We start from the raw sequence: 24494 nt of genomic DNA on the forward strand, positions 1-24494 counted from the left end.
CGCTTCAAGACTCTCGTCTCTTGCGACAACTATTATATTCTATCAAACCTAACTAAACTTGTCAAGAATTAACTGTGACTTTTATACCTTTTTTTATCTTACGTCCGGAAAATCCCACGGTTGTCATGTTTTATCATGTATACTTTTTATAACTTATATTCATAATTGGATCGATTTTTCACTTATTATGATAAATCCATGAACTAAATCTCACTCAAAATTTGAATTAATAATAAAAAAATAAGTACCAGTAATTACTGACACTTATTTTTTTATCATTATTATATGAAATTATTTTACTTTTGCTGTTGTTGCAATAACTTCTACTGCTTTTTTCATTGCAATATCATGTTTAAGCATATCAACCGGAAGAAGTTTTTCAACTTGTTCAACAGGCATGTTGTATTGACCAGCAAGATCTTCAATTTCTGCTTTAACTTCTTCATCTGAAGTTGTAAAGTTTTCAGCAGCAGCAATTGCTTCGATTACCAAGTTTGTACGCACGCGTTTGTCAGCGTCTGCTTCATATTGTTTATGAAGATCATCTTCAGAAGTTCCAGTAATTTGGAAGTACATTTCTGGAGAGATTCCTTGTTGTTGCATTCCACCAAGAAATTCGTTCATAGCGCGATGAACTTCTTCGTGAATCATTTCTTCTGGAATTTCTTTGATTTCAGCATTGGCAACAGCAGCTTCGATTGCAGCAGTTTCTACAGCATCATCATAAGCTTCTGCTTTTGATTCTTCAAGTTCTTTACGGAATTTAGCTTTAAGCTCATCCAAAGTTTCAACTTCTTCGTCAATATCTTTAGCAAGTTCATCATCAAGTTCTGGTAATTCTTTTGCTTTTACTTCATTAACAGTTGTAACAAAGAGTGCTTCTTTACCAGCAAGTTCTTCAGCTTGATAGTTTTCTGGGAATGTAACTTTAACTTCTACAGTTTCACCAGCTTTAGTTCCAACAAGTTGTTCTTCAAATCCTGGAATGAATTGACCTGAACCAAGTTCAAGACTGTGATTAGAACCTTTTCCACCTTCAAATTCAACACCATCAACTGAACCAACGAAGTCAATAACAACAGTATCACCATTTTCAGCAGCAGTTTCTTTTACTACAAGTTCAGCTAAATTGTTTTGAGAGTTAGTCAAGCGTGTTTCAACTTCTTCGTCAGAAACTTCTTTTGTTGCTTCTACTTCAACTGTAAGGTCTTTATAGTCACCAAGTGAAACTGTTGGTTTTACAACAACTTCTGCAGTCAATTCCCAGTCAGAACCTTTTTCCATTTTTGCAACATCAATTTTTGGTTGTGCAACTGGTTCGATACCAGCTTCTTTTACAGCTGCATCATAAGCAGTTGGAAGAACAGCATTTAAAGCTTCTTCAAAAAGTGCTTCTTCACCGTACATTTTATTAAACATTTGACGGCTGATTTTACCTTTACGGAAACCAGGAACGCTAATGTTAGCTTTTACTTTATTAAAGGCTTTGTCAAGCCCAGTTTTAATTGTTTCTTGGTCAATTGAAAATGAGAGTGTACCTTTAGTATCACTAGTTTTTTCAAAACTTACAGTCATTTTTTTCTCCTTATTTTGAGCCTGAGCTCAGAAATTCATACCTTTCAAGAATAGCATAAAATCCGCTATATTTCAAGAAAGACTAGCTTTTTTGACTTATAAAATGTAATTTCTTAGCAAAATAAAAGGCCTGATTCTTCCGAATCAAGTCTTTTATTATTTTGCAGGGCTAAGTTTATCCATAACTTCTTTCCATAAATTATGGTTGAAAACGTTGGAAGGATTTCCTCCACCTAGAAAACCATAACCAACCATAAGTCCTAAAACGGTGGCAAGAACTAGTAGAACTATAACAAAAATAATAATAGAGAGTCTTAGTCCTAAAAATTTTATGGTTTTCTTAAACATTAGCCTTCTCCTTCTCCGTCTTCGTCTTCTACACGAATAATATCAGCTCCCAGAGCTTTTAATTTTTCATGGAATTTATAGTAGCCTCGGTCTAAATGACTTAATCTTCTAACAGTTGTTTGCCCTTTGGCAACCAATCCCAAAAGAATCAATGCGGCACTTGCACGTAAATCTGTTGATTTTACCGCAGCACCTTGTAAATTTGAATTTCCTTGAATAAGCGCTGTATTTCTAGTAATGTCAACTTCCAATCCCATACGACGCATTTCTTCCAAATGTTGGAAACGATTTTCAAATACTGTCTCTACCATCACTGATTCTCCCACGGCAACGGCCTGAGCAGCTGTCATTTGTGATTGCATATCTGTAGGAAATCCTGGGTGTGGTAAAGTCTTAACGCTTGTTGCTTTTAGTTTTTCAGGCCCAACAACTCGAAGTCCAGATTCTTCTTGGGTAAAATTAACACCCATTTCGCTAAGTTTTGAAATCAATGGACGGTTATGTTCAGCAATCGCATCTTTGATTAAAACATCACCTTGTGTCATTGCGGCCGCAACCATGAAAGTTCCTGCTTCAATTCGGTCTTGAACAACTGAATGGTTTGCCCCATGCATTTTTTCAACACCTTTAATAATAATTGTATCTGTTCCGGCCCCCTTGACATTTGCTCCCATTTTATTTAGGAGGTTTGCTAAGTCAACAATTTCTGGTTCACGTGCTGCATTTTCAAGTGTCGTTGTCCCGTCAGCTAGTGTCGCAGCAAGAATAAGATTTTGAGTAGCTCCTACTGATGGAAAGTCAAGATAAATATGAGCTCCTTTTAATTTATCAGCCTTAGCTTCAATATAACCAGCATTTTGAGTGATTGTTGCTCCCATTTGTTCAAAACCGCGTAAATGTAAATCAATTGGTCGAGATCCAATGGAACATCCACCTGGCATTGATACACGTGCTTGTCCGTTGCGGGCTAAGATTGGTCCCATAACAACGATTGAGGCACGCATTTTGCTGACATACTCATATGGTGCAGTTGTTTTTATTTCTGAATTTGATTTAGCAATAATTTTCTTTGCTTCTTGGTCAAAGCTAATCGCAGTTCCAAGATGATTTACCAAATTATTCATCATAAAAACGTCGCTTAAAATAGGGACATTAGTAAGTACAACTTCACCCTCACTAGCGAGTAATGTTGCTGCAAGAAGAGGAAGAACTGCGTTCTTTGCTCCTTCAATTTCAACTTCACCTTGAAGTTTTGTTTGCCCACCTTTTACAATTATTTTATCCATCATTTAAATCCTATTTTTCCTCTAAATTTTATTTTATATTTTTAGATTATAACACAAAAGTACCTTCCATTTTTCTGAAATATTTCACTCTATTTATTTTTTGATGTATTTTTGTATTTCAGAAATTAAGTATGAGGGGGCAGTGAATACTCGCTCTCTACAGTTAAAATGGGGACTTTCACCCGATATGGTCAATGTAACATAGCCAATTCTTTCAGCAATAATACTTCCGGCTGCATAATCCCAAGGTTGAAGACTACTGAAATACCCAATTATTTTTCCTTCCAGAAGCTGACCATAGCTGATACCTGCACTGCCAATGATACGAACCCCTAAAGTTTGATGGCTTAAATCTAACAAGCCTCCACTATTAGATCTATACATGTAACTATTCACTCCAAGCAAACTTTGAGCCAAAGTTCTTTCTTTGAGTTCCAATTCTTTTTGATTGCAAAAGGCTTTGTGGCTATCACACCAATAAAGTTTATCCTTCATGACATCTAGTATCAGACCAAATTTACCAACACCATACTCATAATAAGCAAGCATCACAGCAAAATTATCTTTTTGAACAATAAAATTTGTTGTTCCATCAATTGGGTCTAAGACCCAGAGATGCGGAATTTCTGAATCGAACTTTATTTTTTCTTCGTCTTCTTCGGCTAAAATTTTATCTTCCGGAAAATGATGGAGAATATTGGCTACTATTTGTTCTTGGACTTCTTTGTCAAAATTTGTCACTAAGTCATCATAGCGAGTCTTTTCAGTAATTTCCAACGGAGCAGCTATATTTTCTTTTAAGAAATTTCCAGCATCTCTTACCCAATCTTTAGCTAATTCAAGCCTTGTCAGCACTGACAAATCGTTTTCCACTAGCTTTTACCTCCTTGACTGCATGATAAAGTGAGTAACCACTGCTTAGTTCAAAATCACGCCCAAGCTGTTTTTCTTGCATTTTTGAGGGAACAATCTTTTTGAAAGCATTATAGGATTCTAAAAAAACTTCTTTTTCAACTTTGCTTTCATAAAATTTTTCAACTTGATTGAAAAAAGAGAGCACTTCTGTCATTTCAGTAGTACTCCAACTTAAATCAAGAGGATAATTATAATTTTCTTTCATGCTTCTCCTGCCCGTTCAGGCTAAAAAATCTATAAAATTCAGCAAAAATTTACTGACAGAATTGTTGTCAGTAAATTTTGCTGCCTAAATCTTAATCTATTGTACTTAACATTTCTGCTCGACGATATTCACGTGGCAAAAATGCACGAATTTCATCCTCGTTAAAGCCAATTTGTAGGTGTTTTGAGTCAGTAATAATTGGACGTCTTAATAGATTTGGAAATTCTGTTACCAAGTCTAATAATTCATTAATAGTCAAATTATCAACATCCACAGCCAATTTTTGAAAAACTTTTGACCGTGTCGAAATAATATCTTCTGTTCCATTTTCCGTTTTCGTCAAGATATGACGCAAATCGTTTGTTGTCATCGGTTGTGTCAAAATGTTGTGCTCTACAAAGGGAACCTTATGGCTTTGCAACCAAGCGCGCGCTTTACGGCAACTGGTACATGATGGCGACAAATATAAATCAATCACAGTCCTATTTCCCATCCTTTTAAAATTATCAGTAAGTTTATTTTTCTCCTCATTGGATAAAAACTAATTTACATCTGCTAAGTATTATATCAAAATTAATATCGCAAAAAAAGTGACGTTATGATTTTTAGTAATTATTTTCTTCTAAAAATTACGAAATCACTCATTCATTTCTTCAAAAGTTTCTTGTAAATCTTCAAAATCAAGCAAATAAACTTCATAATTAGTGTTTTGTTTCATTTTTTCAACCATATATTTTAATTTTGTCTCATTTTCTTCATCGTAAAAAACAAAAGCTCCCTCGGTATTTTCCAGTATAAAATCATTGTACTGGCGGAATTGGCTTGGACTTTCATAAGTTTCAAAAGCATATTTCACAAAATCTACTTGCTTGAAAGCTGCCAACTTAACTTGATTACTTTCGTTCCAATTTTGGCCATGTGTTTCAAAAGAAAAAATTGTCCCAATTTGAAAGTCATAATCTGTCTGAAGTTCCTTTGCTACTTCCAACGCCCAGTATTCAAAACCCAAATTACCTGTAAAAATAATCCAACGAAGGCCTTCCTCCAAAAAATTAATTAATTTTCTTCTAATTGTTTTTTTTATTATTGATACTTTTATGTCTTTTTCATTGAAAATACCTAGGTCAAAACTTGTATAACCCATGATTAGTAGTGAATTCATAAATATTTTCCCCTTGTAAAATTTATGTTATAATAGACATTATATAACTAACTGAGAATTTTATAAAGGTAGAAAACAGAATGGTTAATTATCCTAATGGAAGGTCGCGAGCTTACAGCACTGTTCCTAAGAAAAAAAAATCACTGACAGAGCTGTCAGTAACTAAAAAAAGCACCTCAAAAACCAAAGGGATGGTTGCCTTCGGGAAGCGGGGAATGAATTTTGAAGCTGAAATTAATGCAACAAATGAGTATTATCTTTCTCGTGGACTTGCAGTTATTCACAAAAAGCCAACACCAATTCAAATCGTTAAAGTAGATTATCCACAAAGGAGTCGTGCAAAAATTACAGAAGCTTACTTCAGGCAAGCATCTACTACTGACTACTCTGGAGTCTATAAAGGTCACTACATCGACTTTGAAGCAAAGGAAACACAGCAAAAAACTGTTTTCCCTCTAAAAAATTTCCATGAGCATCAAATTGTTCACATGAGTAATGTTCTCGCTCAAGGGGGAATTGCTTTTGTCCTCTTGCACTTTGCAAGGTTAAATGAAACATATCTTCTTCCATCTTCGTGTTTGATTACTTTTTATTACGAAAAAGGCGGTTTAAAGTCAATTCCGCTTTCTCATATTCGCGAAAATGGCTATAAAATTGAAACGAACCACATTCCTAGAATTCCTTATCTAGAAATTGTGAATAAACTTTGTGAGGTACAGTAAAATTTCTACTAAATCTAAGAAAAATAAACAAAAAAAACGTACGAAACGCGGTTCCGCCAAATCTAAAATGTGGACGGCAGTAAAATTATTTTTAATTGCTTTCTTTTCTTTAATTATCCTAGCCTTAGCCGCTGGGGGCGCCGTTTTCGTTTATTATGCTAAGGATGCACCTGCACTCACTTTGGACAAACTTGAATCTAAACCTTCTACTAAAGTTTATGACTCTAGCGAAAAAGTGGTGGCAACTTTAGGAGCTGAACAAAGGAATCTGGTTAAAACTGATAATATTCCAGTAATGTTGGTTAATGCGGTTACTTCTATTGAAGACCATCGTTTCTTCAATACTCGTGGAATTGACCCCATTCGGATTGCTGGGGCTTTTGTTAATAATTTAAAAGGTGGTTCTTTAAACGGTGGTTCTACGCTTGACATGCAGCTCATTAAGCTTTCATTCTTCTCAACCGATGAATCAGACCAAACTTTGAGTGTTAAAATTCAAGAAGCTTGGATGGCCTTAAAATTAGACCAAAAATGGACTAAGGAGCAAATTTTTACAGCTTATGTTAATAAGGTTAATATGGCAAATGGTTATTATGGAATGGGAACCGCTTCCCAAGCCTATTATGGTAAAGATTTAACTCAGCTTTCAATCGCTCAACTTGCCCTACTTGCAGGAATGCCTCAAGCTCCTAATACTTACAATCCATATACTAATCCTACTTCTGCTAAATGGCGCCGTGATATGGTTATCCGTGCAATGCGTCGCTATGATAAAATTACAGCGGAAGAAGAAAAGAAGGCACTGGCTACCCCAATTGATGATGGACTTCAACCTTTAAAACAAAGTGTAACTATTCCAAGTTATGCTGATAATTTCCTCAAACAGGCAATTGCTCAAGCTAAAACTTTGGCTGGAGATGATATTTTGACTGAGGGAGCTAAAATTTATACTACTCTTGATACAACAGCCCAACAAAATCTATATAATATTGTTAACACTGGCAACTATATCACTTATCCAGATGATACAATGCAAGTTGCTTCAACTGTTACCGATGTCAAAACAGGTGCTGTAATTGCACAAATTGGTGGTCGTAATCAACCAAGCAATGTTACTTTTGGCTTTAACCAAGCCGTGCAAACAGACCGAGATTGGGGTTCGACCATGAAGCCAATTGTCGACTACGGTCCAGCTTTTGAAAATAATATTTATACTTCAACTAATAATTATGTTTCCGATTCCCCAACTACTTATCCAAATGGAACGCCTTTAAAAAACTGGGATAATACTTATTTTGGTTCAATGACTGTCAAAAGTGCCTTAGCACTTTCACGTAACATCCCAGCTGTTAAAACTTTAATCAATGTTGGACTAGATAATTCTAGCAAATTTGTTAATGGTCTAGGAATTACTTTAGATCCTCTGGAATACTCTAATGCCATCTCTAGTAACTCTAAAAATGGTGGAGCAAGTTCTGAAAAAATGGCTGCTGCTTATGCTGCCTTCTCAAATGGTGGGATTTACACTAAACCTTATTATGTTTCCAAAGTTGTCTTCCCCGATGGTCGTACAGTTGAATACAAACCGGTCCGCTCACGAGCAATGCAAGCCTCAACCGCTTATATCATGACCAATATTCTTCAAAGTGTTTTAACATTGCCACTTTCTGAATCTGTTGGTTCTTACGCTGCTGTTCCCGGCTTGGCAGCCGCTGGTAAAACTGGTACATCTAACTATACAGATAGTGAAATGGATCAAATCACTGAGAAATACGGTTCCCTACCAGGTATGGTTTCTCCAGACGAAAACTTTGTTGGTTATACTCCTCAGTATTCAATGGCTGTTTGGACCGGTTATTCAAATCGAATGACGCCAATTTATGGTACAAGTACTCAGATTGCAACCAAAGTTTTCTCAGCTATGATGACTCAACTTACTCCTGATCCTTCATCTGTTGCGACATGGACAATGCCTGAGGGTGTTAGTCAAGAAGGAACTGCTCTTGTTAAAACAGATAGTTCTGGTCAAACAATAAGTCAATCCTCCGCTAATGGTAGTTAAATGAAAATTGAAAAAATTGTTAATAAAATTGCTCAGGAGAATACATATCTCCTGAGCAATTCTACTTCACATCTCATTATTGATCCTGGAAGTGATTCGTCAGCACTTCTTGAACGTCTTAAAATTACTGACAAAACAATCTCCGCTATTTTACTGACACACGCTCATTTCGACCACATTATAGGGCTGAATGAACTAAGGAAACATTTTCCTGATGTTCCTATCTACCTTCATTCAGCTGAAAAAGAATGGATGAAAAATCCTAAATTAAATGCATCACTCTTTTTCCTAGGAACTGCTGTGACTGGCCCTGAAGCTGATTATTTTTATGAAATTAATCAGTTTTACGATATTGATGCTTTCAAGTTTCAAGTGCTCGAAACGCCGGGACATTCTATTGGTGGAGTAAGTCTGCTTTTTACATTGGAAAATGAGTCTTTTGTATTTAGTGGAGATGCACTTTTTAAGAATGCTATAGGACGCTGGGATTTACCTACTGGAAATCAAGGGCAACTTTTAAAATCAATTCGTGAGCAGCTCTTCACACTTGATGAAAATACTCAAGTCTTTCCTGGTCATGGTCCCAAAACAAGTATTGGTACTGAAAAACAAAATAATCCTTTTTTCCAATAAAAAAAAGTTACTGATTCTATTGTCAGTAACTTTTTTATTTAAATTCTAATTGTTTGTCCTGGATGAATCATGTCATTAATTCCAAATCCATTGAGGGCCGCTAATTGGTCAGCTGTCATACCATTTGCTGTGGCAATTGAATAAATGCTGTCACCATTTTGAATTGTATAACTGTTTGAAGTCGTTGTGTTTGAAGTTGTTGCACTAGTACTTACAGTTACTTGCAATACTTGTCCTACTTGAAGCATTGAATTAACATCATAAATTCCATTGGCTGACATCAGTGATGAAACAGTCATTCCATATTGTTCCGCAATCGAATATAAACTATCTCCTGATTTGACGGTATAAGTAGAACTTGACGATACATTGGAAGTTGTATTGGTACTTGTTGTAGTTGTGCTAGTACCAGCAACTTGCAAAACTTCTCCTACATGAATATCGTTCGCATTTTCTAAACTATTTGCTGACACAAGTGCATCAACAGTTGTACCATATTGAGCAGCGATTGCTGATAATGAATCACCCTCTTGTACTTTGTATGTGCCAGCTGAATTTGTTGAGGCTGATGAACTAGTTGTAACAGCAGTTCCTCCTGATATTTCTCCTCCTTGGTCATAAACACTTAAACCAAGTTCAGAAATCACGCTATTCAATTTAGAAGCATAAGTTGGATCCGTGGCATAACGTCCTTCAAGCCAAGCTGTCGCATCTAAGTAAGAACTTGTATTTTCACGCCAAGCCCCAGAATAATATGATGAAGCACGTAACATTTTAGCTTGGGCAACACATGCGTCATAAACTGAGCTATAAGCTTGGAAGGGTTCAACAACATTTGTCATTGTTCCATTCAAATACTCTTGTGTTGGTAGATAAACAGGTGTGCCAGAAGTGTATTTAACTCCAAAAATATTATTATAATTGCTTGCTAAGGCACTTTGTCCACCACTTGATTCTAAAATTCCTTGGGCAATCATTACTGATGGATAAAGTCCGTAGTCATTTGCCACTGGTACCGCAGCGTTAATAATTTCTTGAACAGATGCAGCTTGTGCTTTAATCCCACCAAGACTTGCCAAAGCAACAATTGACGCACCAAGCGCTAATTTATGTTTCTGTTTCATCGAGTCTCCTCTTTAATATTAGATAATTTTTTGACTAAAATATGCCAATTGTATTTTTATTGTTACTTACTAGTATAAAAATTTTCTGGCGATTTGTAAAGTCTTTTCTTTATTATTTTTTAAATTTCACATCATAAATTTTTTTTAGAGCCATGATTATAATATTAGGAGGCAAATCTTTTTATTTGAGCTATAATAAAGTAAAAGGAGCGAAAAAATGACTAAAATTTATGATAACATTACTGAATTAATCGGACAAACTCCAATTGTTAAACTTCAACATGTTCCAGCAGAGAGTGCTGATGTTTATGTCAAACTTGAAGCTTTCAATCCTGGTGGTTCTGTGAAAGATCGGATTGCCCTTGCAATGATTCGGGCGGCTGAGGCCGACGGACGTTTAAAACCTGGTGGAACAATCGTTGAACCGACTTCTGGAAATACAGGAATTGGACTCGCCTTCGTTGGCTCTGCTTTGGGTTACAAAGTTGTCATTGTCATGCCAGAGTCATTCTCACTTGAACGTCGCAAATTGATTCAAGCTTACGGGGCTCAATTAGTTTTAACACCCGCTAGTGGTGGAATGAAAGCAGCAATTGCTAAGGCAAAAGAACTCTCAGAAACAGAAGGTTATTTTCTTGCCATGCAATTTGAAAATCCCGCAAATCCTGAAATTCATGAAAAAACAACAGGAGCTGAGATTATTGATGCTTTTGGGCCAACTGGACTTGATGCCTTTGTGGCAGGTGCAGGGACTGGTGGAACGATAACAGGAGTTTCGCATGCCCTCAAAAAAGCAAATCCAACTATCAAAACTTATGTTGTCGAAGCTGATGAATCTGCTATTCTCTCGGGTGAGGCTGCTGGCCCACATAAAATCCAAGGTATTTCTGCTGGTTTTATTCCTGGGAATCTTGACACTAAATCTTATGATGAAATCATTCGGGTCAAAGGAGATGATGCCATTTTAACGGCTCGTCATCTTGGAGGAAAAGAAGGATTTTTAGTTGGAATTTCTTCGGGCGCAGCCATTTATGCTGCCCTTGAAGTAGCTAAAAAATTAGGTAAGGGTAAAAAAGTGTTAGCGATTGCTCCTGATAATGGAGAACGCTACTTATCAACGGCTCTTTATGATTTTGAGTCTGAAAAATAAATAATTTTCACTGACAGAAAGTAAAAAAGTTACTGACAGAAATTTGAGAAGATAAATCAGCTAAAAAGGTTGACAAAATTTTCTGATTTTCCTGTCAGTATTTTTTATCTAAAATCCAAACAACATATTTTTATATTTCACTATTTTAGGGTAAAGTTATTTTGGGAGCGCTTTGCTCTTGGAAAATTTTAATAAGGAAAAAACAATTTCATGAATAAATCAAAAATTTTTGCTTTCTCTGCAATTTCACTTTCTGCTGCCCTTTTACTGACAGCCTGTGGAAATTCTGTCAGTAAATCTGAAGATTCCGCTCAGGAAGCCAAATACAGCTTTGCAAGCAATATTTTAACCCTTGACACTAGCATGGCTGCTGACGTAAATTCCATTGATGTTCTTCTCAATGTTGATGCTGGACTTGTCCGTTGGAATCCCAAAGCGCAAGTTGTCAACGATTTGGCAAAATCAATTGACATTTCAAAAGATGGCAAAACTTATAATGTAACTTTGCGTGACGGTTTAAAGTGGTCAAACGGTGCTAAATTAAGAGCTGCTGATTTTGTTTATGGTTGGCAAAGAACCGTTGACCCAAAAACTGGTTCACAATACGCCTATGCCTTAACACCTGTTGCTAATGCCAGCGAAATAATGACTGGCAAAAAACCAGTTGATACTCTTGGAATTAAAGCTGAATCTGATACGAAATTAGTCATCACTTTAGCAACACCTACTCCTTACTTCAATAAATTGCTGACACTTCCAGCTTATTATCCTGTCAATGAAGCTTTCGTTAAAAAAATGGGAAATAAATATGGAACAAGTTCAGACACCAGTCTTTATAATGGTGCTTTCAAATTTGTCAAAGGAAAAAATAATTGGACTGGTTTAAATGAAACTTTTTCAATTGTAAAAAATGATCAATTCTATGACGCCAAAAATGTAAAACTTTCTGGAGCAACTTATCAAATTGTAAATAATCCTAACACCGCTGTTAATCTTTTCAAATCTGGAAAACTTGATGTCGCTAATTTGGCCACTCCGGAATTAGTTTCTGCAAATAAGAAAAATAAAGATTACAAAGCACTAACTTCACCAAGAATTGATGTTTTAGAATACAATCAATCTGGTAAAGTTCCCGAACTTTCAAACTTAAAAATTCGTCAAGCTTTAAACTTAGCGACAAATAGAAAAAACTTGTTAGAAATTGCGGCGCCAAGTTTTTCAATTACGAATACAGTGACTCCTAAAAAATTAGATCAAGCACCAAATGGAGAAGATTTCGCAACTTACGCTGCCCAACCTTATAAATATGATGCCACAAAAGCCGCTGAACTTTTTAAAGAAGGTCTAAAAGAATTAGGAAAAACATCAATTACTCTTGAACTTGAAGGAGCAAATGACAATTCCTTTGCCAAGGCCGCGGTTGACTATCTTAAAGGCAATCTCGAAAAAGATTTACCAGGTTTAACCATTAATGAGAAACTCGTTTCTTCAGCTCAACGTCAAAAAGATGCTCAAAATAATAATTTCCAAATTCTGCTGACAAGTTGGGGTGCAGATTACAATGAACCCTCTGATTTCTTGATGAATTTTGTATCAGGAAGTACAATGAATCATGGATTAGTCAAAAACCCTAACTTTGATAAAGCCTATCAAGCAGCGACTACAGCTCCTGACGTTCTGTCAGCTGATAAACGTTATGCTCATTATAAAGATGCTGAGAATGCGCTATATGAGGCCGCTAATGTCAATCCCTTAGCCACTGAATCTGTTTCTTTATTATTAAATCCAAAACTTAAAGGAATTTCAACTTATAACTCAGCCATGATTTTTGATTTACGTCATGCTGAAATCGCTAAATAATAAAAAATTTACTGACAGATTTTTGTCAGTAATTTTTTTATTCTGTCAGTAAATTTTAAACTTCACGACGAACATGTCCTGGCTCAAAAAGTTGTCCCCAAGTCATTGTCCCTAAAACTTTCTTATTGATGACCTGATTTAAACGACTAATGCTCACTCCATCAGTACTTGTTGAGTCATGTAGAATAAATCCTCCGCCAAGATAGATAGCCGCATGTTGCTCATCCTCACTTGCATCGTCAGCTGTAATTAATAAATCACCACGCGCCTTATCTGACCAATCTTCAGCCTCGCCAGTTTGAGCTAGCAAGGAGGTTGAAGCCGCAAATTGATAAACCAAAGATTGACCGCCTAACCGGAACATTTGAGCAATAAAACTCGAACAATCAAATTCATTGGCAGCTACCGAATCATCAGTGCGCCCTCCACCATAAACATATGGGCTTTTCCCAACCAGTTTCATTCCTGATGAAATTGTTTTTTCAATCACTGAATTATCAGATTTCAATTGGCTGGCCACCGCTTCATAAGCTTTAACCACATCATCTTTACCCGTCTTTTTTGTGAAATAGTAATAATAACCATTAATTTTTTGTAATCCATAAACCATTTTCCCCGTTTGTGGACTGAAATAAACCGTTCCACCATCCAAAGTCATCAAACCTGTCTTCATCACACCTGTTGTTGAATCAAAATAATAATTATTCCCATTAATTTTTTGAAGACCCGTTAATTTTTTTGACCCAGAGTAAGCATAAGTCTCATTTGATTTATTAACCAATTTAATCGTTGAAGCCTGAACATCTTTACTATGATATATTTTAAAGCCAACAAAGAAAATTAGAAATGCTAATAAAGCTAGAATAAGTACTTTCCCTTGTTTACTCATTTTTTTAGAGCCATTTTTTTTATAATCTCTTGTTCTTTTTTCCATATCTAGTTATACCACTCCAAGTTTAATGATAACTTAATAAGAACAATTTAAGATTTGGATAAGAGAAGTGATTTGAAATTATCTTCAAATCACTTTTATAAAATATTTAACCACTTACTTTTTCTAATTCTTGATAAATTTGTCGAAAAACAGTCAAAAATTGTTCAACTTCAGCCATATTATTTGTTGAATCAAGAGAAATCCTGACCGCACTTGTTGCTAGTTTTGAAGGGACATTCATCGCAACTAAAGTTCCAGCCGCCGCATTTTTCTTTGAAGAACAAGCTGAGGTTGTCGAAATATAGATTTCATGTTGTTCAAAAGCGTGAACAACGACCTCACCTCTAACCCCACGAATCCCAAAGGTCAAAATGTTAGGAGCAAAATTCTCCACTTTACTAAAAACATGAACTTTTCGATGCTTTTCTAACTCTTCTAAAATCACCTGCTTCATTGCTCGTACTTTTTGACGTTTAAAGTCATCATCATCTAAAGCTAAACGAAGGGCTTTAGAAGTCGCAGCAATTCCAGCTAAATTTTCTGTAGTCGAACGCCAATTATGCTCTTGACCTCCCCCATGTAAAAGCGGAGTCAGTCTTTTCCCTTTTTTTGCAACAACAATTCCCACACCACGTGGCCCATGAAATTTATGAGCAGATAAAACCGCGAAATCTACCCGCTCTGTCAACCAAGCCTCTAATGGAATTTTACCAATGGCCTGTACTGCATCTACATGAAAAGAAATTGTTGGCTTATCAGCAAGTAGGTCAGAAATTTCGCCAATCGGTTGAATGGTTCCAACCTCATTATTGACTGCCATGATTGAAATCAAAATCGTTTCATCTCTAATCAATTTTTCAAGCTCAGAAACAATAACAAAACCATCCCCATCAACAGGTGCAAAATCAACTTCAAAACCTTGCGTTTTTAACCATTCTGCTGTATTTTTTACAGCTGGATGCTCTACATTAGAAACAATGATGTGATTACCATAAGGACGCTTTTCAAAAGCGACACCCTTTAAAATCCAATTGTCCCCTTCAGTCCCTCCACTTGTAAAAAATATTTCTTGTGAATCGACTCCCAACAGTTCAGCAATTTGTCGTCTTGAAGCCTCTAATAATCTCGTCGCTGTTGTCCCCAAACCATGTAGACTTGACGGATTTCCCATAATTTTTGTTGCAACATCTGTATAAGTTCGTAAAACCATTGGATTAACTGCTGTCGTAGCAGAATTATCAAAATATATCATTTTTTATCCTTAATATTTAAAAATCAATCTTATTTTAACACAAAAAATACCGAAAAGTTTGACTAAAATATAAGAATGATGATTAAATTACCATAAAAAACTTTTGACATTCGCTATTTCTGTCTATTAAATCTTTTGACAATTTTCCGATTTCTGACGATTGAATAAAGATATACCAAAATAAAAATGAGCAACCAAGTAATAGTAAAACTCCAAATATGATGTTGCCACGAGCTATCAAAAAGCCAAGTATTAACTAATAAGTAACCCCAAGCCAGCAAATAACTTGCTAAAGCTTGACTAACAAATTCAAGCAAGGCAATTGTGACATATTCATCTATCAATTTAGACATGGCCCCCTGAACAAAACCATAAACAAGAATTAGAGTCATTGATTCAAAATCAATTTCTCCACCAAAATACAAAGTAAGCAAGACTCCACATACTATAGCAATGAAGGCACCTTTGAGTCCCGAAATTACATATTTCATTTTTTAGCTCCTTCTTCTAACTTCTTGTTGATATTTGCCAAGTATCTACGACTGACAGGCAACTTTTCATCTCCGATATAAAGCAATACTCCGTAAACAAAGTCTGTTTCCAAGCGCCTTATTTGTTCAAAATTAACCAGAGTATTTCTTGATATTTTAATAAAATTCAAAGCCAATTTTTTCTCATAAAAATAGAGAGGAGATCTTACTCTTATCACTCCATCCGTCATATGGAAATCGAGATAATTTTTTTCTGATTTTAAATATAAAATTTCTCTGATATTAACAATCTCAAAACCTTTATTTGTTGCCAAATAGAGTTTTTCGTTATCTATAGAAGACAAATCTTCTAAATGATATTCTTTTACAATAGCCGAAAATTCTTCTTGCCTTCGAGCAACAATGACAATTTCCGCTTCTTCTATATTAGGGTCAATTTGTTTTTTTAATTTCACTTTTTCATTATATAAATAAATACTCACTTAAACAATTATTTAACTGACAAAAGCTAAAGTATTTAGGCCTTTCTTCGATAAACTAATAGGGCTAAGAGACAAATCAATCCGACACTTAAAGATATTCTTGACCAATTTGGAACGACTGTATAGTTGGAAGTTAATGTATGGTTTAAATCAGAAAGTAACTGAGTGAGGAAAAAATTGTCAGCAATCTTACGAATTCCTCCTGAAAGTTGTGCTAACGGAATCATCATTCCTGAAAAGAAGAAGGAAAGAAACATCAGAGGCATAGCAATCGCACTTGCTGTTGCCGTGTTTTTAGCAAGAAGTCCAATAATCATTGCTAATAAACAAAATGGAATTGAATATAAATAAAGTTTTAGATAAAAAAGAATTAATAAACTCAACTTAGGAAACTCATAATCATAAGCATAATGAGCAACTACTAGAATAACAAGCGTTGAGCAAAAGATAATAATCATAAAACTAACAATTTGTGCAATAATATAAAATAATTTTTTTATTCCTCTTTGGACAAATAATTGATAAATTTTTCTAGACTGATAGTCAGCAATTTGTACTGACAGTGAAGTCAAACTAGCTGATAAAACACTGTATAATAATATTGATGCAATATTATTTTCAATATAATGTGGTATGCTTTTTCCAAAACTTGATGAAAAAGCAAACATTAAAAATAAGGGAAAGATAAATACAAAGAAAATTTGTGAAGGATTCCGATAGCGTAAACGTAGTTCAAATGTAAAATATTTTAGAAATTTCATGATAATAGTTCCTCCAAGTTGATACGGTAAGTCTTTTGATATAAAACAAGTTCTTTATTGAATTTAATGATGGCTTGTTCAGCCAATTCCTTTGGTAATTTGTACTGTTTTTCTTTTAGTTTATAGGCTTCAAATTCTGGAACTTCTACTAAAAATTCAACAAAAGAAAATTCTTCTTGAATTAAATCTGATTTTTGTAAATCTGCAATAATTTTTCCATCTTTAAGAATGATAAATCGGTCGCATAATTGCAATGCTTCTTCTAAATAATGGGTTACCAAAAGTAAAGTTGAATTTTTTACTTTCAAATTTGAAGATAAAAATTTAAAAAGCTCTCCTCTGCTCTCACTGTCAAGACCCGTTGTAATTTCATCCAAAAAGAAATATTCAGGACTATTTTGTAGTGCAGATACCAAAAAGAGTTTTTGTTTTTGACCACCAGATAAATTTGAAAATCTTTGCTTTAAATAGGATTCCATTTTAAATTCTTTGACCAGTTTTAAGCCATATTCTTTAGATTGTTCATCATTTGAAAACAAAGCTAAAACTTCACTGACTAAAGCATCAGGAGGTAAGGTCATATTTTGCATGATATAACCAGTATTATTGGAAGTCGGTTTCATTTTGCCATATTCAATTTTTCCTGAAGAAGCCTTGACATTTCCATTAATAATATTCATTAATGTCGATTTTCCCGCACCATTATTACCTAATAAAGCAACCTTATCACTAGCTTTTAATTCAAAACTGATATCATTTAGCACTTGATTGTTACCATAGGATTTTTTTATATTTTTTATTTTCATATTGCTATTTTAACTCAATCTATCAAAAGTACTGACCAAAAGTCTGGGATAAATTAAGCAATTTTAGGGATAAAAAAATAAGAGTTTTTTCTCCTATTTTTTGGAATTTATATTATAAGCTTTACGGTATTGATTGGGAGCAAGTCCATAGCGCTTTTTAAAAGATTTTATAAAATAAGGAGTATTCATCATTCCAATGTCACGCGCAATTTCAGAGATTGCTTCATTTCCTTTAAGCAATCGTATTCTTGCTTGCTCAAGTCTTATTCTTGTTAGTTCTTGCTGTGGAGTTAGCCCTTTTATTTTTTTATAAATATGGCGAAGATAAGACGAAGAACCATGAAGTCTTTGTCCAAGCTCCTCAAGACTCAAATCCTCATCATAATGATTTTTTAAAAGTAAATCAATCTCTTCTACCCAAACCTCATTTGGTACAATTTTATCCATTGGTCGACATCTTTTGCAAGGACGATAACCTTCTTCTAAAGCTTGCTCGGCTGCTTGAAAAATACTTACATTCTCTCTTTTTGGTAGTCTAGAGACGCAGGAAGGTCGACAAAATATTTTAGTTGTTGCTACGCCATACCATAATTTATTATCAAAGTTTTTATCATTATTTTTAATGATTTCCCAAGTTTCGTCAGTAATTTCCAAATGAAAACTCCAATTATTTTTTTAAATGTGCTTGCTCAAGTGTCAAAAGAGCTTTTTTCTTCTCTAGTCCACCAGCGTATCCTGTCAAGGAACCACCAGTCCCCACAACTCGGTGACAAGGGATAATGATTGAAAGTGGATTATGTCCAACTGCTCCACCAACCGCCTGTGACATATTTCTTTTTTTCTCTTCATTAACCTGAAGGAGATTTGATATTTCTTTATAAGTAATTAGACTACCATAGGGGACATCACTTAATATTTTGAGTACTTTTTTTCTAAATTCCGTTACTTCTGTTTTCAATTTTATTTTTTTAAAATCAGGGTTTTCTCCTTTAAAATAAGCGTCCAACCATTCTATAGCATTAATAATTGGAAGACTCTTATCCTCTTTTGCCTGATTTAAATCATAATTGGCCGCAAAGTATTTTTGCTCTTTAAACCACACTCCTAATAAATAAGTTTCATCACTTAAAAGCGTTATTTCTCCTAAAGGTGACTGATAGTTTTTTTTAGTTAACATTTTTCCCTCCTCTTCGTTCCGACTTTTTTATATTCAATAGTATAACAAAAAAATAAGGCAGAAAACATCACTATTTGGCTTTTTCATTTTTTTGAATATCATTCTTGATAAATGATATAATATAAAAAAAGATTAAGGGTCTGACAATGAAAGTAATACTAAGAAAAGCACTCCCAGATGATTATGAGCAAATTGCTTTTGTTCACTATAAAGCCTGGTTAGAAACATACACTGGACTTCTCCCAGAAAGTTTCTTAAAAAACAGAACGCTTGAATCAAGCATTAATATTTTTAAAAATAATCTTTGTTCAAATACAGTGGTTGCCATTGTTGAAGGCAAAATTATTGGTTTTTGCGGCTGGGGCCCTCTTCGGAATAATTCTTTTGAAGAAAACTTTGGTGAAATTCATGGCATATACTTACTCGACTCCTATAAAAAACATAAAATAGGTCGAAAAATGCTTGAATTCGCCTTAGAAAAACTTTCAACAAAGAATTATCCAAAAGTTGGTCTGTGGGTACTAAGTAGCAATGAAAATGCCATTCACTTTTACAAGAAACTTGGTTTTTCTGACACAGGAATTGTTAAGGAAGAAAATTTAGGGGAAATTATCACTGAATCTTTTTTTACAAAGGAAATCTAAAAAAGCATATCCCGGGATATGTTTTTTATTTTAATGACAGACAAGAAAAAAACACCGTAAAATTACGGTGTTTAATGCTTAATAGCTATAATTATTTAACTGCGTCTTTCAATGCTTTACCAGCTTTGAATGCAGGAACAACTGTAGCAGCGATTTTGATTGCTTCACCAGTTTGTGGGTTACGTCCTTCACGAGCTGCGCGTTCGCGAGTTTCGAAAGTACCAAAACCGATCAATTGAACTTTTTCACCTTTTGCAAGGAATTCAGTTACAACTTCACCAAAAGCATTAACTGCTTTTTCTGAATCTTTTTTAGTCAATCCTGTTTTTGCTGCAACTTCAGCGATAAGATCTTGTTTGTTAGCCATTTTAGAAATGTCCTCCATTTGTTTTTTACCTTAAACATAGGCAATTTTCATTTTAGCAAATCTTAGCCTAGTTTGCAAGTCAAAATGCCATTTTAATGCGTTTTTCAGGCTTTTTTCATGAAATCAAAGACAAAATTCCCTTTGGCTAAATCAATTTGATTCGCTTTAATATAAAGATTACCTGAGACATTTATTTTGGACAAATTAATGACCACTTGATTTTTCTTACTTTCAACTTGAACAAAGTCTGGCAAGTCGTATGCCTTAACGATTTGCAGAACTTCCGAAGTGGGTAAACTCAAACTTCCAGCGGAAATATTTTGGACAGATAGACTAATTGAACCATCTGAGAGTGCCAGAGGTTCAAAATAAATATAAAGTGGAATTTTGGTTCCAAAAAGTTTATAAGATGCTTCAAGAACTGCTTGTTGATTAGAAATATAAAACTTATAAGTCATTTCTTTAGTTTGATAAGTTTCTAAATAACTATTTATCAATTCATTGAGCTGCGAAGTTGTGCTCGTAATCTGAGCAACCTTTTGGTCTGAACTATTAGCTGATTTTTGATTGAGAACCGTTTGGTCTCTTGGGCTAGTCACGCGAATGGCAATAAACACAACTCCAGCTATATTCAGAGCCAAAAGAATAATAAAGAGCCATTTCCAAATAGGACGTTTTTTAAGGCCTTCTTCTTTTTCAGTTTTTGGCTTAGTGGAATTTTTTGTTTTTGATTTTCTTGTTTGATTTTCGTTATTTTCCATTTTGCTTCTCTATTCTACAAGTTTCATTTCTTCTTTTACTTTAATCACTCTTGTGGCTGATTGACTGATTTTTTTAGCAAAGTCTGGGTCTGCTTTTACCTTTTGCAAAACTTCTGAGATCATTTCTGGAATTTGTGTAGGCTCATTTGCTAAAACAAGGTCATTTCCTGCTGACAATGCTAAAACTGCCCTTTGACCAGGCGTCCATGATTGTACTTGGACAGCATTTGATAAATCATCTGTAATAACCAAACCATCAAAGCCTAATTGTTTCCGTAGTAAACCATCAACCATTTTGGATGAAAAAGCACCGGGAAGATTAGGGTCAATTTTATCATAAATAGCGGTTGCGGTCATAATCGAAGGTGTCCCAGAAGAGATTAAATCTTTGAAAATTTGAACAGATTCGCTATTGGAATTCGTTTGGTCATCTCTAACACCTGCACTGATATCTGTATTGCCTGTCACCGCTCCAAGCCCTGGAAAATGTTTAGCAGTTGTCAAAACCTTGGCTGCTTTCATGCCTTCCGTAAATGCTTGAGCATGGCTTATGATACTTGCTTTATCATAAGCATATTGGCGACTCCAATAGCCAATTGGAGCATTTTGTGGAGCAAAGTCGGCAGATAAAACTTGGTCAGCAACTGGTGCTAAGTCAAAATTCACTCCAGCTGCGTAAAGTTCACTTCCCCAAGTTTGTGATTCCTTTTGTAATTTATCAGCTGTCCAACTTCCTTGAGTTAATCCATCAGGAATCTGTGAAAAACCCTGACCTTGGAGAACTTGAACATTTCCTCCCTCTTGGTCACAGGATATCAAGAGTTTGCGATTAGCCGGTGCTAAGCCTTGTAGTTTGTCAGTAATATCTTTCATTTCTGGGACACTGAGATTAGAGCGACCAGTCAAAATAATACTACCTACTTGATACTTTTCAATCGCATCAAAAGTTGCCTGATTATAGTTATTTGCTGGCATTCCTGTCATAAATAACTGACCAACTTTTTGTTCCAAAGTCATCTGCTCAATATTTTTATCCATATTTTTTGGGGAAGTTGAACTCCTTTTAGTTTCTGACAATTGACTTTTCTTTTTTGTTTTAGACGATTCTTGTTCGTTTAAATGCCCCGCCAAACCAAGAACTCCTGATAAAATTAATGCACAACCAAGAACAAGAGCTAGAAAAACAACTGGTTTTGCTTTTTTCTTTAAGCGCTTAGTCATTTTTGGTTGACCTCCTTATAACTTGCAAATACTGCATCAGCCATAAGTTGATAACCTACGTTATTTGGGTGGAAATGGTCTTCTGTATAAAGTAAGTTATTGGAAACTGCATCGGATGTACTGCCAGATTCAACCGCTTGTTTATCTCCTGAACCCTTATAAAGTAAGTCATTGATTGGAATAAAATAAGTGTTCTTTTCTTGACTTACAACGCCAGCAGTCGCTGTATTCCAGCTATCAATCACATTCTGCATGACTGTAAGCTCAGGAAAATTAAGATAAAAAGGATTGTAAATTCCGAGGACATAAATCTGCGCTTTGGGATTGTCTTCACGAATTTTATCTAATAATTTTTTCACTCGTGCTTGATAAAGTTCCTCTGGCTTAGTAAAATCTTTTTCTGTCATTGATGAGAGTTTGCTGACATTATCACGAATGACTTTTAAGACGTCATTTCCTCCAATGGTAATCGTAATGATATCAGCCTTTTTTAAGCCGTCAGTAATTTTTTTACTTTTCATCATACGATTATAGATTTGAGTACTTGTATCTCCAGCTTTCCCAAAATTTTGACTACTGACAGAGCTATCTGTCTTATTCTCAATATCTTTGGCAAATAAAGGGACAAAACCACCTTGTCCTGTGGCATCTCCAACTCCTTCTGTCAGTGAATCTCCTAAAGCTGCATAGGTCAGATTTTTTGCTGACAGAGTTGAAACTTTTTTGTCAGCTAAAAATCGGTCTCCTGCCTTTGGAAAAACGAGCAAAAAGAAGCCCAAAATTAGCAAAATTGCCAGCAACAAGCCGGCAAATGTACGTATAAAATTTTTCATCATATTTTTGGATTTATCATTCATAATCAATCATAATTGCCCAAGCTCCAGGACCTGTATGAGTGGCAATTGTCGTGTTGGTATCTAAAATTGAAATAGGTTTTTCAACAAATTTTTGCAAAACTTCTTTCGCTTTTTGTGAAAATTCTAAACCTTGAGCATGAGAAATTCCAATTTCACGGATTTTACGTCCAGAACTACTAATAGAATCTGAAAGTTCTTCAAGCCATTTATAAAAAGTTTTACTTCCACGTCCACGTAAAAGAGTATTCAATTCACGGTCTTTCAAAGTTCCAATAACGCGAACTTGTAAAAGACTTCCAAATAGTCCTGTCATTCGACTAACACGACCACCTTTAACCAAATTTTCTAATGTTGAAAATCCGATAAAAAGCTCTGTATTTTCTCGAATATATTTAATTTTTTCTAAAATTTCTTCTTTAGATGCTCCTGCTTTTGCTAGGCGCGCTGCTTCAACCACTTGGAATTTTTGTGCTTGGTCAGTAAAGTCACTATCAATGACCGTTACGTTACGACCTGAAAGCATTCCCCCTTGGCGTGCTGCTTCTACTGTTCCTGACAATGCTTCTGTTAAATGAATGGAGATAATCTCATCATCCTCAGCAGCAATTTTTTCATAAACCTCGGCAAAAACACCAACTGGTGGCTGACTTGTTTTAGGCAAGTTTTTTGATGCAGCCATCTTGACCATGAAATCTTCAAACTTCAAGTCGTCGTCTGAATACATTGTTCCATCGATCGTTACTGACAACGGAACAATAGTAATGTCAAGTTCACGAGCAATTCCTGGCTCAATCGTAATGGATGAATCTGTCACAATTTTTATTGGCATATTTACTATCTGAACTCCCATTTTTCTCATAAGAGAAAGTCGGCAGTCCAATTCCTTTTCTATACAATTTGTGCTATCATATATTATAACAAATTTTCAGTTGGAAAGAGCAAAAAAGGTTGATAATATTATTTTTTTGATTCCAAAAACAAATTAAAAATTGCTCAAAAGCTGAATAAATCAATAAATCGGAGAGACCAAATGGAAGAAACACAAGGTTCAAAAACCTATCAGATTCTCAATGAGATTTTCAATGCAGTTACTCATGGAGCAGGAACTGGTCTAGCAATTGCAGCATTAGTTCTCCTTGTCATTAAAGGTGCCGCATCTGGTTCTGCACTTGAAGTGGTTGCTTTTACAATCTATGGAGCTTCGTTAGTCATTCTTTTTCTATGTTCAACTTTAGCGCACAGTTTACATTTTACTAAAGCAGTCAAAGTCTTTCGAGTTTTTGACCACAACGGAATTTTCTTTTTGATTGCTGGAACTTATACCCCTTACTGTTTAGTTGCTTTAAACAATTGGTTAGGTTGGATTGTCCTAGCAGTTATTTGGATATGTTCTATTTTAGGGATTGTTTTAACATCAATCTACTTACCAAAATGGGGTAAAACACCAAAATTATCAACCGTTTTATACGTCGTTCTTGGTTGGATGATTTTAATTGTCATTTATCCTTTATGGAACGCCCTGCATCCCGTAGGTTTTTGGCTTTTAGTCGCTGGTGGCGTTGTTTATTCTGTTGGAGCACTCATCTATCACTTTAAATTTCCTTTTGCCCATGTGGTATGGCACCTCTTTGTTTTACTGGCTGCAATGCTCATGTTCTTCTCTGTTTACCTTTATGTGGGATAAGATAAAAAACCGTTC

28 protein-coding genes are annotated in these 24494 nt (G+C 35.1%); 7 read left to right on the forward strand and 21 right to left on the reverse strand.

What is annotated here, in order from left to right; translation table 11 throughout:
- Positions 1-291: 291 nt before the first annotated feature.
- From tig to IAE52_RS02470, 7 genes are all read right to left on the reverse strand, one after another.
- A complete protein-coding gene (gene tig, locus IAE52_RS02440) occupies positions 292-1575 on the reverse strand; it encodes a trigger factor (protein WP_033900528.1) in 1284 nt (427 codons plus the stop codon).
- 156 nt (positions 1576-1731) lie between these two features.
- On the reverse strand, positions 1732-1923 hold the full coding sequence (locus tag IAE52_RS02445) for a DNA-directed RNA polymerase subunit beta (RefSeq protein WP_033900527.1): 192 nt from the start codon (positions 1921-1923) through the stop codon (positions 1732-1734).
- Complete coding sequence (gene murA / locus IAE52_RS02450) at positions 1923-3209, reverse strand: UDP-N-acetylglucosamine 1-carboxyvinyltransferase (protein WP_033900539.1); 1287 nt, start codon at positions 3207-3209, stop codon at positions 1923-1925. Before murA ends, IAE52_RS02445 begins: the two co-directional genes overlap by 1 nt.
- A 93-nt stretch (positions 3210-3302) precedes the next feature.
- A complete protein-coding gene (locus IAE52_RS02455; protein WP_033900525.1) occupies positions 3303-4082 on the reverse strand; it encodes an inositol monophosphatase family protein in 780 nt (259 codons plus the stop codon).
- Complete coding sequence (locus tag IAE52_RS02460) at positions 4048-4329, reverse strand: UPF0223 family protein (RefSeq protein WP_003131743.1); 282 nt, start codon at positions 4327-4329, stop codon at positions 4048-4050. Before IAE52_RS02460 ends, IAE52_RS02455 begins: the two co-directional genes overlap by 35 nt.
- A 91-nt stretch (positions 4330-4420) precedes the next feature.
- Positions 4421-4807: a transcriptional regulator Spx gene (gene spx, locus IAE52_RS02465; RefSeq protein ID WP_010905435.1), complete on the reverse strand. Its 387-nt coding sequence runs from the start codon at positions 4805-4807 to the stop codon at positions 4421-4423.
- A gap of 159 nt (positions 4808-4966) precedes the next feature.
- Positions 4967-5491: a DUF1273 domain-containing protein gene (locus IAE52_RS02470; RefSeq protein WP_010905434.1), complete on the reverse strand. Its 525-nt coding sequence runs from the start codon at positions 5489-5491 to the stop codon at positions 4967-4969.
- A gap of 80 nt (positions 5492-5571) precedes the next feature.
- Here IAE52_RS02470 and recU point away from each other — a divergent pair, with 80 nt between their 5' ends.
- The 3 genes from recU (at position 5572) to IAE52_RS02485 (ending at position 8908) form a co-directional block, all read left to right on the forward strand.
- Complete coding sequence (gene recU / locus IAE52_RS02475; RefSeq protein ID WP_003131746.1) at positions 5572-6213, forward strand: Holliday junction resolvase RecU; 642 nt, start codon at positions 5572-5574, stop codon at positions 6211-6213.
- Positions 6214-6280: 67 nt separating this feature from the next.
- Positions 6281-8275: a transglycosylase domain-containing protein gene (locus IAE52_RS02480; protein ID WP_033900537.1), complete on the forward strand. Its 1995-nt coding sequence runs from the start codon at positions 6281-6283 to the stop codon at positions 8273-8275.
- Positions 8276-8908, forward strand: a complete 633-nt coding sequence (locus tag IAE52_RS02485) for an MBL fold metallo-hydrolase (RefSeq protein ID WP_058203348.1) — start codon at positions 8276-8278, stop codon at positions 8906-8908.
- 38 nt (positions 8909-8946) lie between these two features.
- Here IAE52_RS02485 and IAE52_RS02490 read toward each other — a convergent pair whose 3' ends face one another.
- Positions 8947-10032: a LysM peptidoglycan-binding domain-containing protein gene (locus IAE52_RS02490; RefSeq protein WP_058206268.1), complete on the reverse strand. Its 1086-nt coding sequence runs from the start codon at positions 10030-10032 to the stop codon at positions 8947-8949.
- Positions 10033-10249: 217 nt separating this feature from the next.
- Here IAE52_RS02490 and cysK point away from each other — a divergent pair, with 217 nt between their 5' ends.
- Complete coding sequence (gene cysK, locus IAE52_RS02495) at positions 10250-11182, forward strand: cysteine synthase A (RefSeq protein WP_003131750.1); 933 nt, start codon at positions 10250-10252, stop codon at positions 11180-11182.
- Positions 11183-11392: 210 nt separating this feature from the next.
- On the forward strand, positions 11393-13042 hold the full coding sequence (locus IAE52_RS02500) for a peptide ABC transporter substrate-binding protein (RefSeq protein WP_109990668.1): 1650 nt from the start codon (positions 11393-11395) through the stop codon (positions 13040-13042).
- Between the two features lie 55 nt (positions 13043-13097).
- Here the strand turns inward: IAE52_RS02500 and IAE52_RS02505 are convergent, their stop codons facing one another.
- The 8 genes from IAE52_RS02505 to IAE52_RS02540 form a co-directional block, all read right to left on the reverse strand.
- Entirely contained in the window at positions 13098-13976 is an 879-nt protein-coding gene (locus IAE52_RS02505) for a C40 family peptidase (RefSeq protein WP_012897271.1), read from the reverse strand.
- 106 nt (positions 13977-14082) lie between these two features.
- Positions 14083-15228, reverse strand: coding sequence for a cysteine desulfurase family protein (locus IAE52_RS02510; RefSeq protein WP_003131754.1), 1146 nt, complete (start codon positions 15226-15228; stop codon positions 14083-14085).
- Positions 15229-15341: 113 nt separating this feature from the next.
- Positions 15342-15719 carry a hypothetical protein gene (locus IAE52_RS02515; protein WP_012897270.1) on the reverse strand — a complete coding sequence of 126 codons (378 nt, stop codon included), beginning with the start codon at positions 15717-15719 and terminating at the stop codon, positions 15342-15344.
- Positions 15716-16174 carry a LytTR family DNA-binding domain-containing protein gene (locus IAE52_RS02520; RefSeq protein WP_029344892.1) on the reverse strand — a complete coding sequence of 153 codons (459 nt, stop codon included), beginning with the start codon at positions 16172-16174 and terminating at the stop codon, positions 15716-15718. Before IAE52_RS02520 ends, IAE52_RS02515 begins: the two co-directional genes overlap by 4 nt.
- 62 nt (positions 16175-16236) lie before the next feature.
- Positions 16237-16962 (reverse strand): ABC transporter permease, encoded by a 726-nt coding sequence (locus IAE52_RS02525; RefSeq protein WP_021723464.1) that lies wholly within the window; start codon positions 16960-16962, stop codon positions 16237-16239.
- Positions 16959-17768, reverse strand: coding sequence for an ABC transporter ATP-binding protein (locus tag IAE52_RS02530; protein WP_033900516.1), 810 nt, complete (start codon positions 17766-17768; stop codon positions 16959-16961). Before IAE52_RS02530 ends, IAE52_RS02525 begins: the two co-directional genes overlap by 4 nt.
- Positions 17769-17861: 93 nt before the next feature.
- Entirely contained in the window at positions 17862-18422 is a 561-nt protein-coding gene (locus IAE52_RS02535) for a bifunctional transcriptional activator/DNA repair enzyme AdaA (protein WP_109990667.1), read from the reverse strand.
- A 13-nt stretch (positions 18423-18435) separates the two neighbouring features.
- Entirely contained in the window at positions 18436-18945 is a 510-nt protein-coding gene (locus tag IAE52_RS02540; RefSeq protein WP_200136659.1) for a methylated-DNA--[protein]-cysteine S-methyltransferase, read from the reverse strand.
- 146 nt (positions 18946-19091) lie between these two features.
- Between IAE52_RS02540 and IAE52_RS02545 the strand changes: the two genes are divergently transcribed.
- Positions 19092-19589 carry a GNAT family N-acetyltransferase gene (locus IAE52_RS02545; RefSeq protein WP_003131761.1) on the forward strand — a complete coding sequence of 166 codons (498 nt, stop codon included), beginning with the start codon at positions 19092-19094 and terminating at the stop codon, positions 19587-19589.
- Positions 19590-19680: 91 nt separating this feature from the next.
- Here IAE52_RS02545 and IAE52_RS02550 read toward each other — a convergent pair whose 3' ends face one another.
- From IAE52_RS02550 to IAE52_RS02570, 5 genes are all read right to left on the reverse strand, one after another.
- Positions 19681-19956, reverse strand: a complete 276-nt coding sequence (locus tag IAE52_RS02550; RefSeq protein ID WP_010905402.1) for an HU family DNA-binding protein — start codon at positions 19954-19956, stop codon at positions 19681-19683.
- A gap of 104 nt (positions 19957-20060) precedes the next feature.
- The gene (locus IAE52_RS02555) at positions 20061-20717 is read right to left on the reverse strand and encodes a YpmS family protein (RefSeq protein WP_109990666.1); all 657 of its coding nucleotides are present in this window, start codon (positions 20715-20717) and stop codon (positions 20061-20063) included.
- A 9-nt stretch (positions 20718-20726) separates the two neighbouring features.
- A complete protein-coding gene (locus IAE52_RS02560) occupies positions 20727-21938 on the reverse strand; it encodes a glycoside hydrolase family 3 N-terminal domain-containing protein (protein WP_003131498.1) in 1212 nt (403 codons plus the stop codon).
- The gene (locus tag IAE52_RS02565; RefSeq protein ID WP_003131499.1) at positions 21935-22795 is read right to left on the reverse strand and encodes an SGNH/GDSL hydrolase family protein; all 861 of its coding nucleotides are present in this window, start codon (positions 22793-22795) and stop codon (positions 21935-21937) included. Before IAE52_RS02565 ends, IAE52_RS02560 begins: the two co-directional genes overlap by 4 nt.
- Positions 22788-23624 carry a DegV family protein gene (locus IAE52_RS02570; RefSeq protein ID WP_014570388.1) on the reverse strand — a complete coding sequence of 279 codons (837 nt, stop codon included), beginning with the start codon at positions 23622-23624 and terminating at the stop codon, positions 22788-22790. The genes IAE52_RS02565 and IAE52_RS02570 overlap by 8 nt, the downstream gene beginning before the upstream one ends.
- Positions 23625-23825: 201 nt before the next feature.
- Here IAE52_RS02570 and IAE52_RS02575 point away from each other — a divergent pair, with 201 nt between their 5' ends.
- Entirely contained in the window at positions 23826-24479 is a 654-nt protein-coding gene (locus tag IAE52_RS02575; protein WP_021464201.1) for a hemolysin III family protein, read from the forward strand.
- The last annotated feature ends 15 nt before the right edge of the window (positions 24480-24494 follow it).

Source organism: Lactococcus sp. S47 (assembly GCF_016517475.1).
Classification (GTDB): Bacteria; Bacillota; Bacilli; order Lactobacillales; family Streptococcaceae; genus Lactococcus; species Lactococcus lactis.

Excerpts from the sequence above, each read along its gene's own strand:
- tig (WP_033900528.1), bottom strand. The coding sequence starts at position 1,575 with ATGACTGTAAGTTTTGAAAAAACTAGTGATACTAAAGGTACACTCTCA.
- IAE52_RS02445 (WP_033900527.1), bottom strand. The coding sequence starts at position 1,923 with ATGTTTAAGAAAACCATAAAATTTTTAGGACTAAGACTCTCTATTATT.
- murA (WP_033900539.1), bottom strand. The coding sequence starts at position 3,209 with ATGGATAAAATAATTGTAAAAGGTGGGCAAACAAAACTTCAAGGTGAA.
- IAE52_RS02460 (WP_003131743.1), bottom strand. The coding sequence starts at position 4,329 with ATGAAAGAAAATTATAATTATCCTCTTGATTTAAGTTGGAGTACTACT.
- IAE52_RS02470 (WP_010905434.1), bottom strand. The coding sequence starts at position 5,491 with ATGAATTCACTACTAATCATGGGTTATACAAGTTTTGACCTAGGTATT.
- recU (WP_003131746.1), top strand. The coding sequence starts at position 5,572 with ATGGTTAATTATCCTAATGGAAGGTCGCGAGCTTACAGCACTGTTCCT.
- IAE52_RS02480 (WP_033900537.1), top strand. The coding sequence starts at position 6,281 with ATGTGGACGGCAGTAAAATTATTTTTAATTGCTTTCTTTTCTTTAATT.
- IAE52_RS02485 (WP_058203348.1), top strand. The coding sequence starts at position 8,276 with ATGAAAATTGAAAAAATTGTTAATAAAATTGCTCAGGAGAATACATAT.
- IAE52_RS02490 (WP_058206268.1), bottom strand. The coding sequence starts at position 10,032 with ATGAAACAGAAACATAAATTAGCGCTTGGTGCGTCAATTGTTGCTTTG.
- cysK (WP_003131750.1), top strand. The coding sequence starts at position 10,250 with ATGACTAAAATTTATGATAACATTACTGAATTAATCGGACAAACTCCA.
- IAE52_RS02500 (WP_109990668.1), top strand. The coding sequence starts at position 11,393 with ATGAATAAATCAAAAATTTTTGCTTTCTCTGCAATTTCACTTTCTGCT.
- IAE52_RS02505 (WP_012897271.1), bottom strand. The coding sequence starts at position 13,976 with ATGGAAAAAAGAACAAGAGATTATAAAAAAAATGGCTCTAAAAAAATG.
- IAE52_RS02510 (WP_003131754.1), bottom strand. The coding sequence starts at position 15,228 with ATGATATATTTTGATAATTCTGCTACGACAGCAGTTAATCCAATGGTT.
- IAE52_RS02515 (WP_012897270.1), bottom strand. The coding sequence starts at position 15,719 with ATGAAATATGTAATTTCGGGACTCAAAGGTGCCTTCATTGCTATAGTA.
- IAE52_RS02525 (WP_021723464.1), bottom strand. The coding sequence starts at position 16,962 with ATGAAATTTCTAAAATATTTTACATTTGAACTACGTTTACGCTATCGG.
- IAE52_RS02530 (WP_033900516.1), bottom strand. The coding sequence starts at position 17,768 with ATGAAAATAAAAAATATAAAAAAATCCTATGGTAACAATCAAGTGCTA.
- IAE52_RS02540 (WP_200136659.1), bottom strand. The coding sequence starts at position 18,945 with ATGTTAACTAAAAAAAACTATCAGTCACCTTTAGGAGAAATAACGCTT.
- IAE52_RS02545 (WP_003131761.1), top strand. The coding sequence starts at position 19,092 with ATGAAAGTAATACTAAGAAAAGCACTCCCAGATGATTATGAGCAAATT.
- IAE52_RS02550 (WP_010905402.1), bottom strand. The coding sequence starts at position 19,956 with ATGGCTAACAAACAAGATCTTATCGCTGAAGTTGCAGCAAAAACAGGA.
- IAE52_RS02555 (WP_109990666.1), bottom strand. The coding sequence starts at position 20,717 with ATGGAAAATAACGAAAATCAAACAAGAAAATCAAAAACAAAAAATTCC.
- IAE52_RS02560 (WP_003131498.1), bottom strand. The coding sequence starts at position 21,938 with ATGACTAAGCGCTTAAAGAAAAAAGCAAAACCAGTTGTTTTTCTAGCT.
- IAE52_RS02565 (WP_003131499.1), bottom strand. The coding sequence starts at position 22,795 with ATGAATGATAAATCCAAAAATATGATGAAAAATTTTATACGTACATTT.
- IAE52_RS02570 (WP_014570388.1), bottom strand. The coding sequence starts at position 23,624 with ATGCCAATAAAAATTGTGACAGATTCATCCATTACGATTGAGCCAGGA.
- IAE52_RS02575 (WP_021464201.1), top strand. The coding sequence starts at position 23,826 with ATGGAAGAAACACAAGGTTCAAAAACCTATCAGATTCTCAATGAGATT.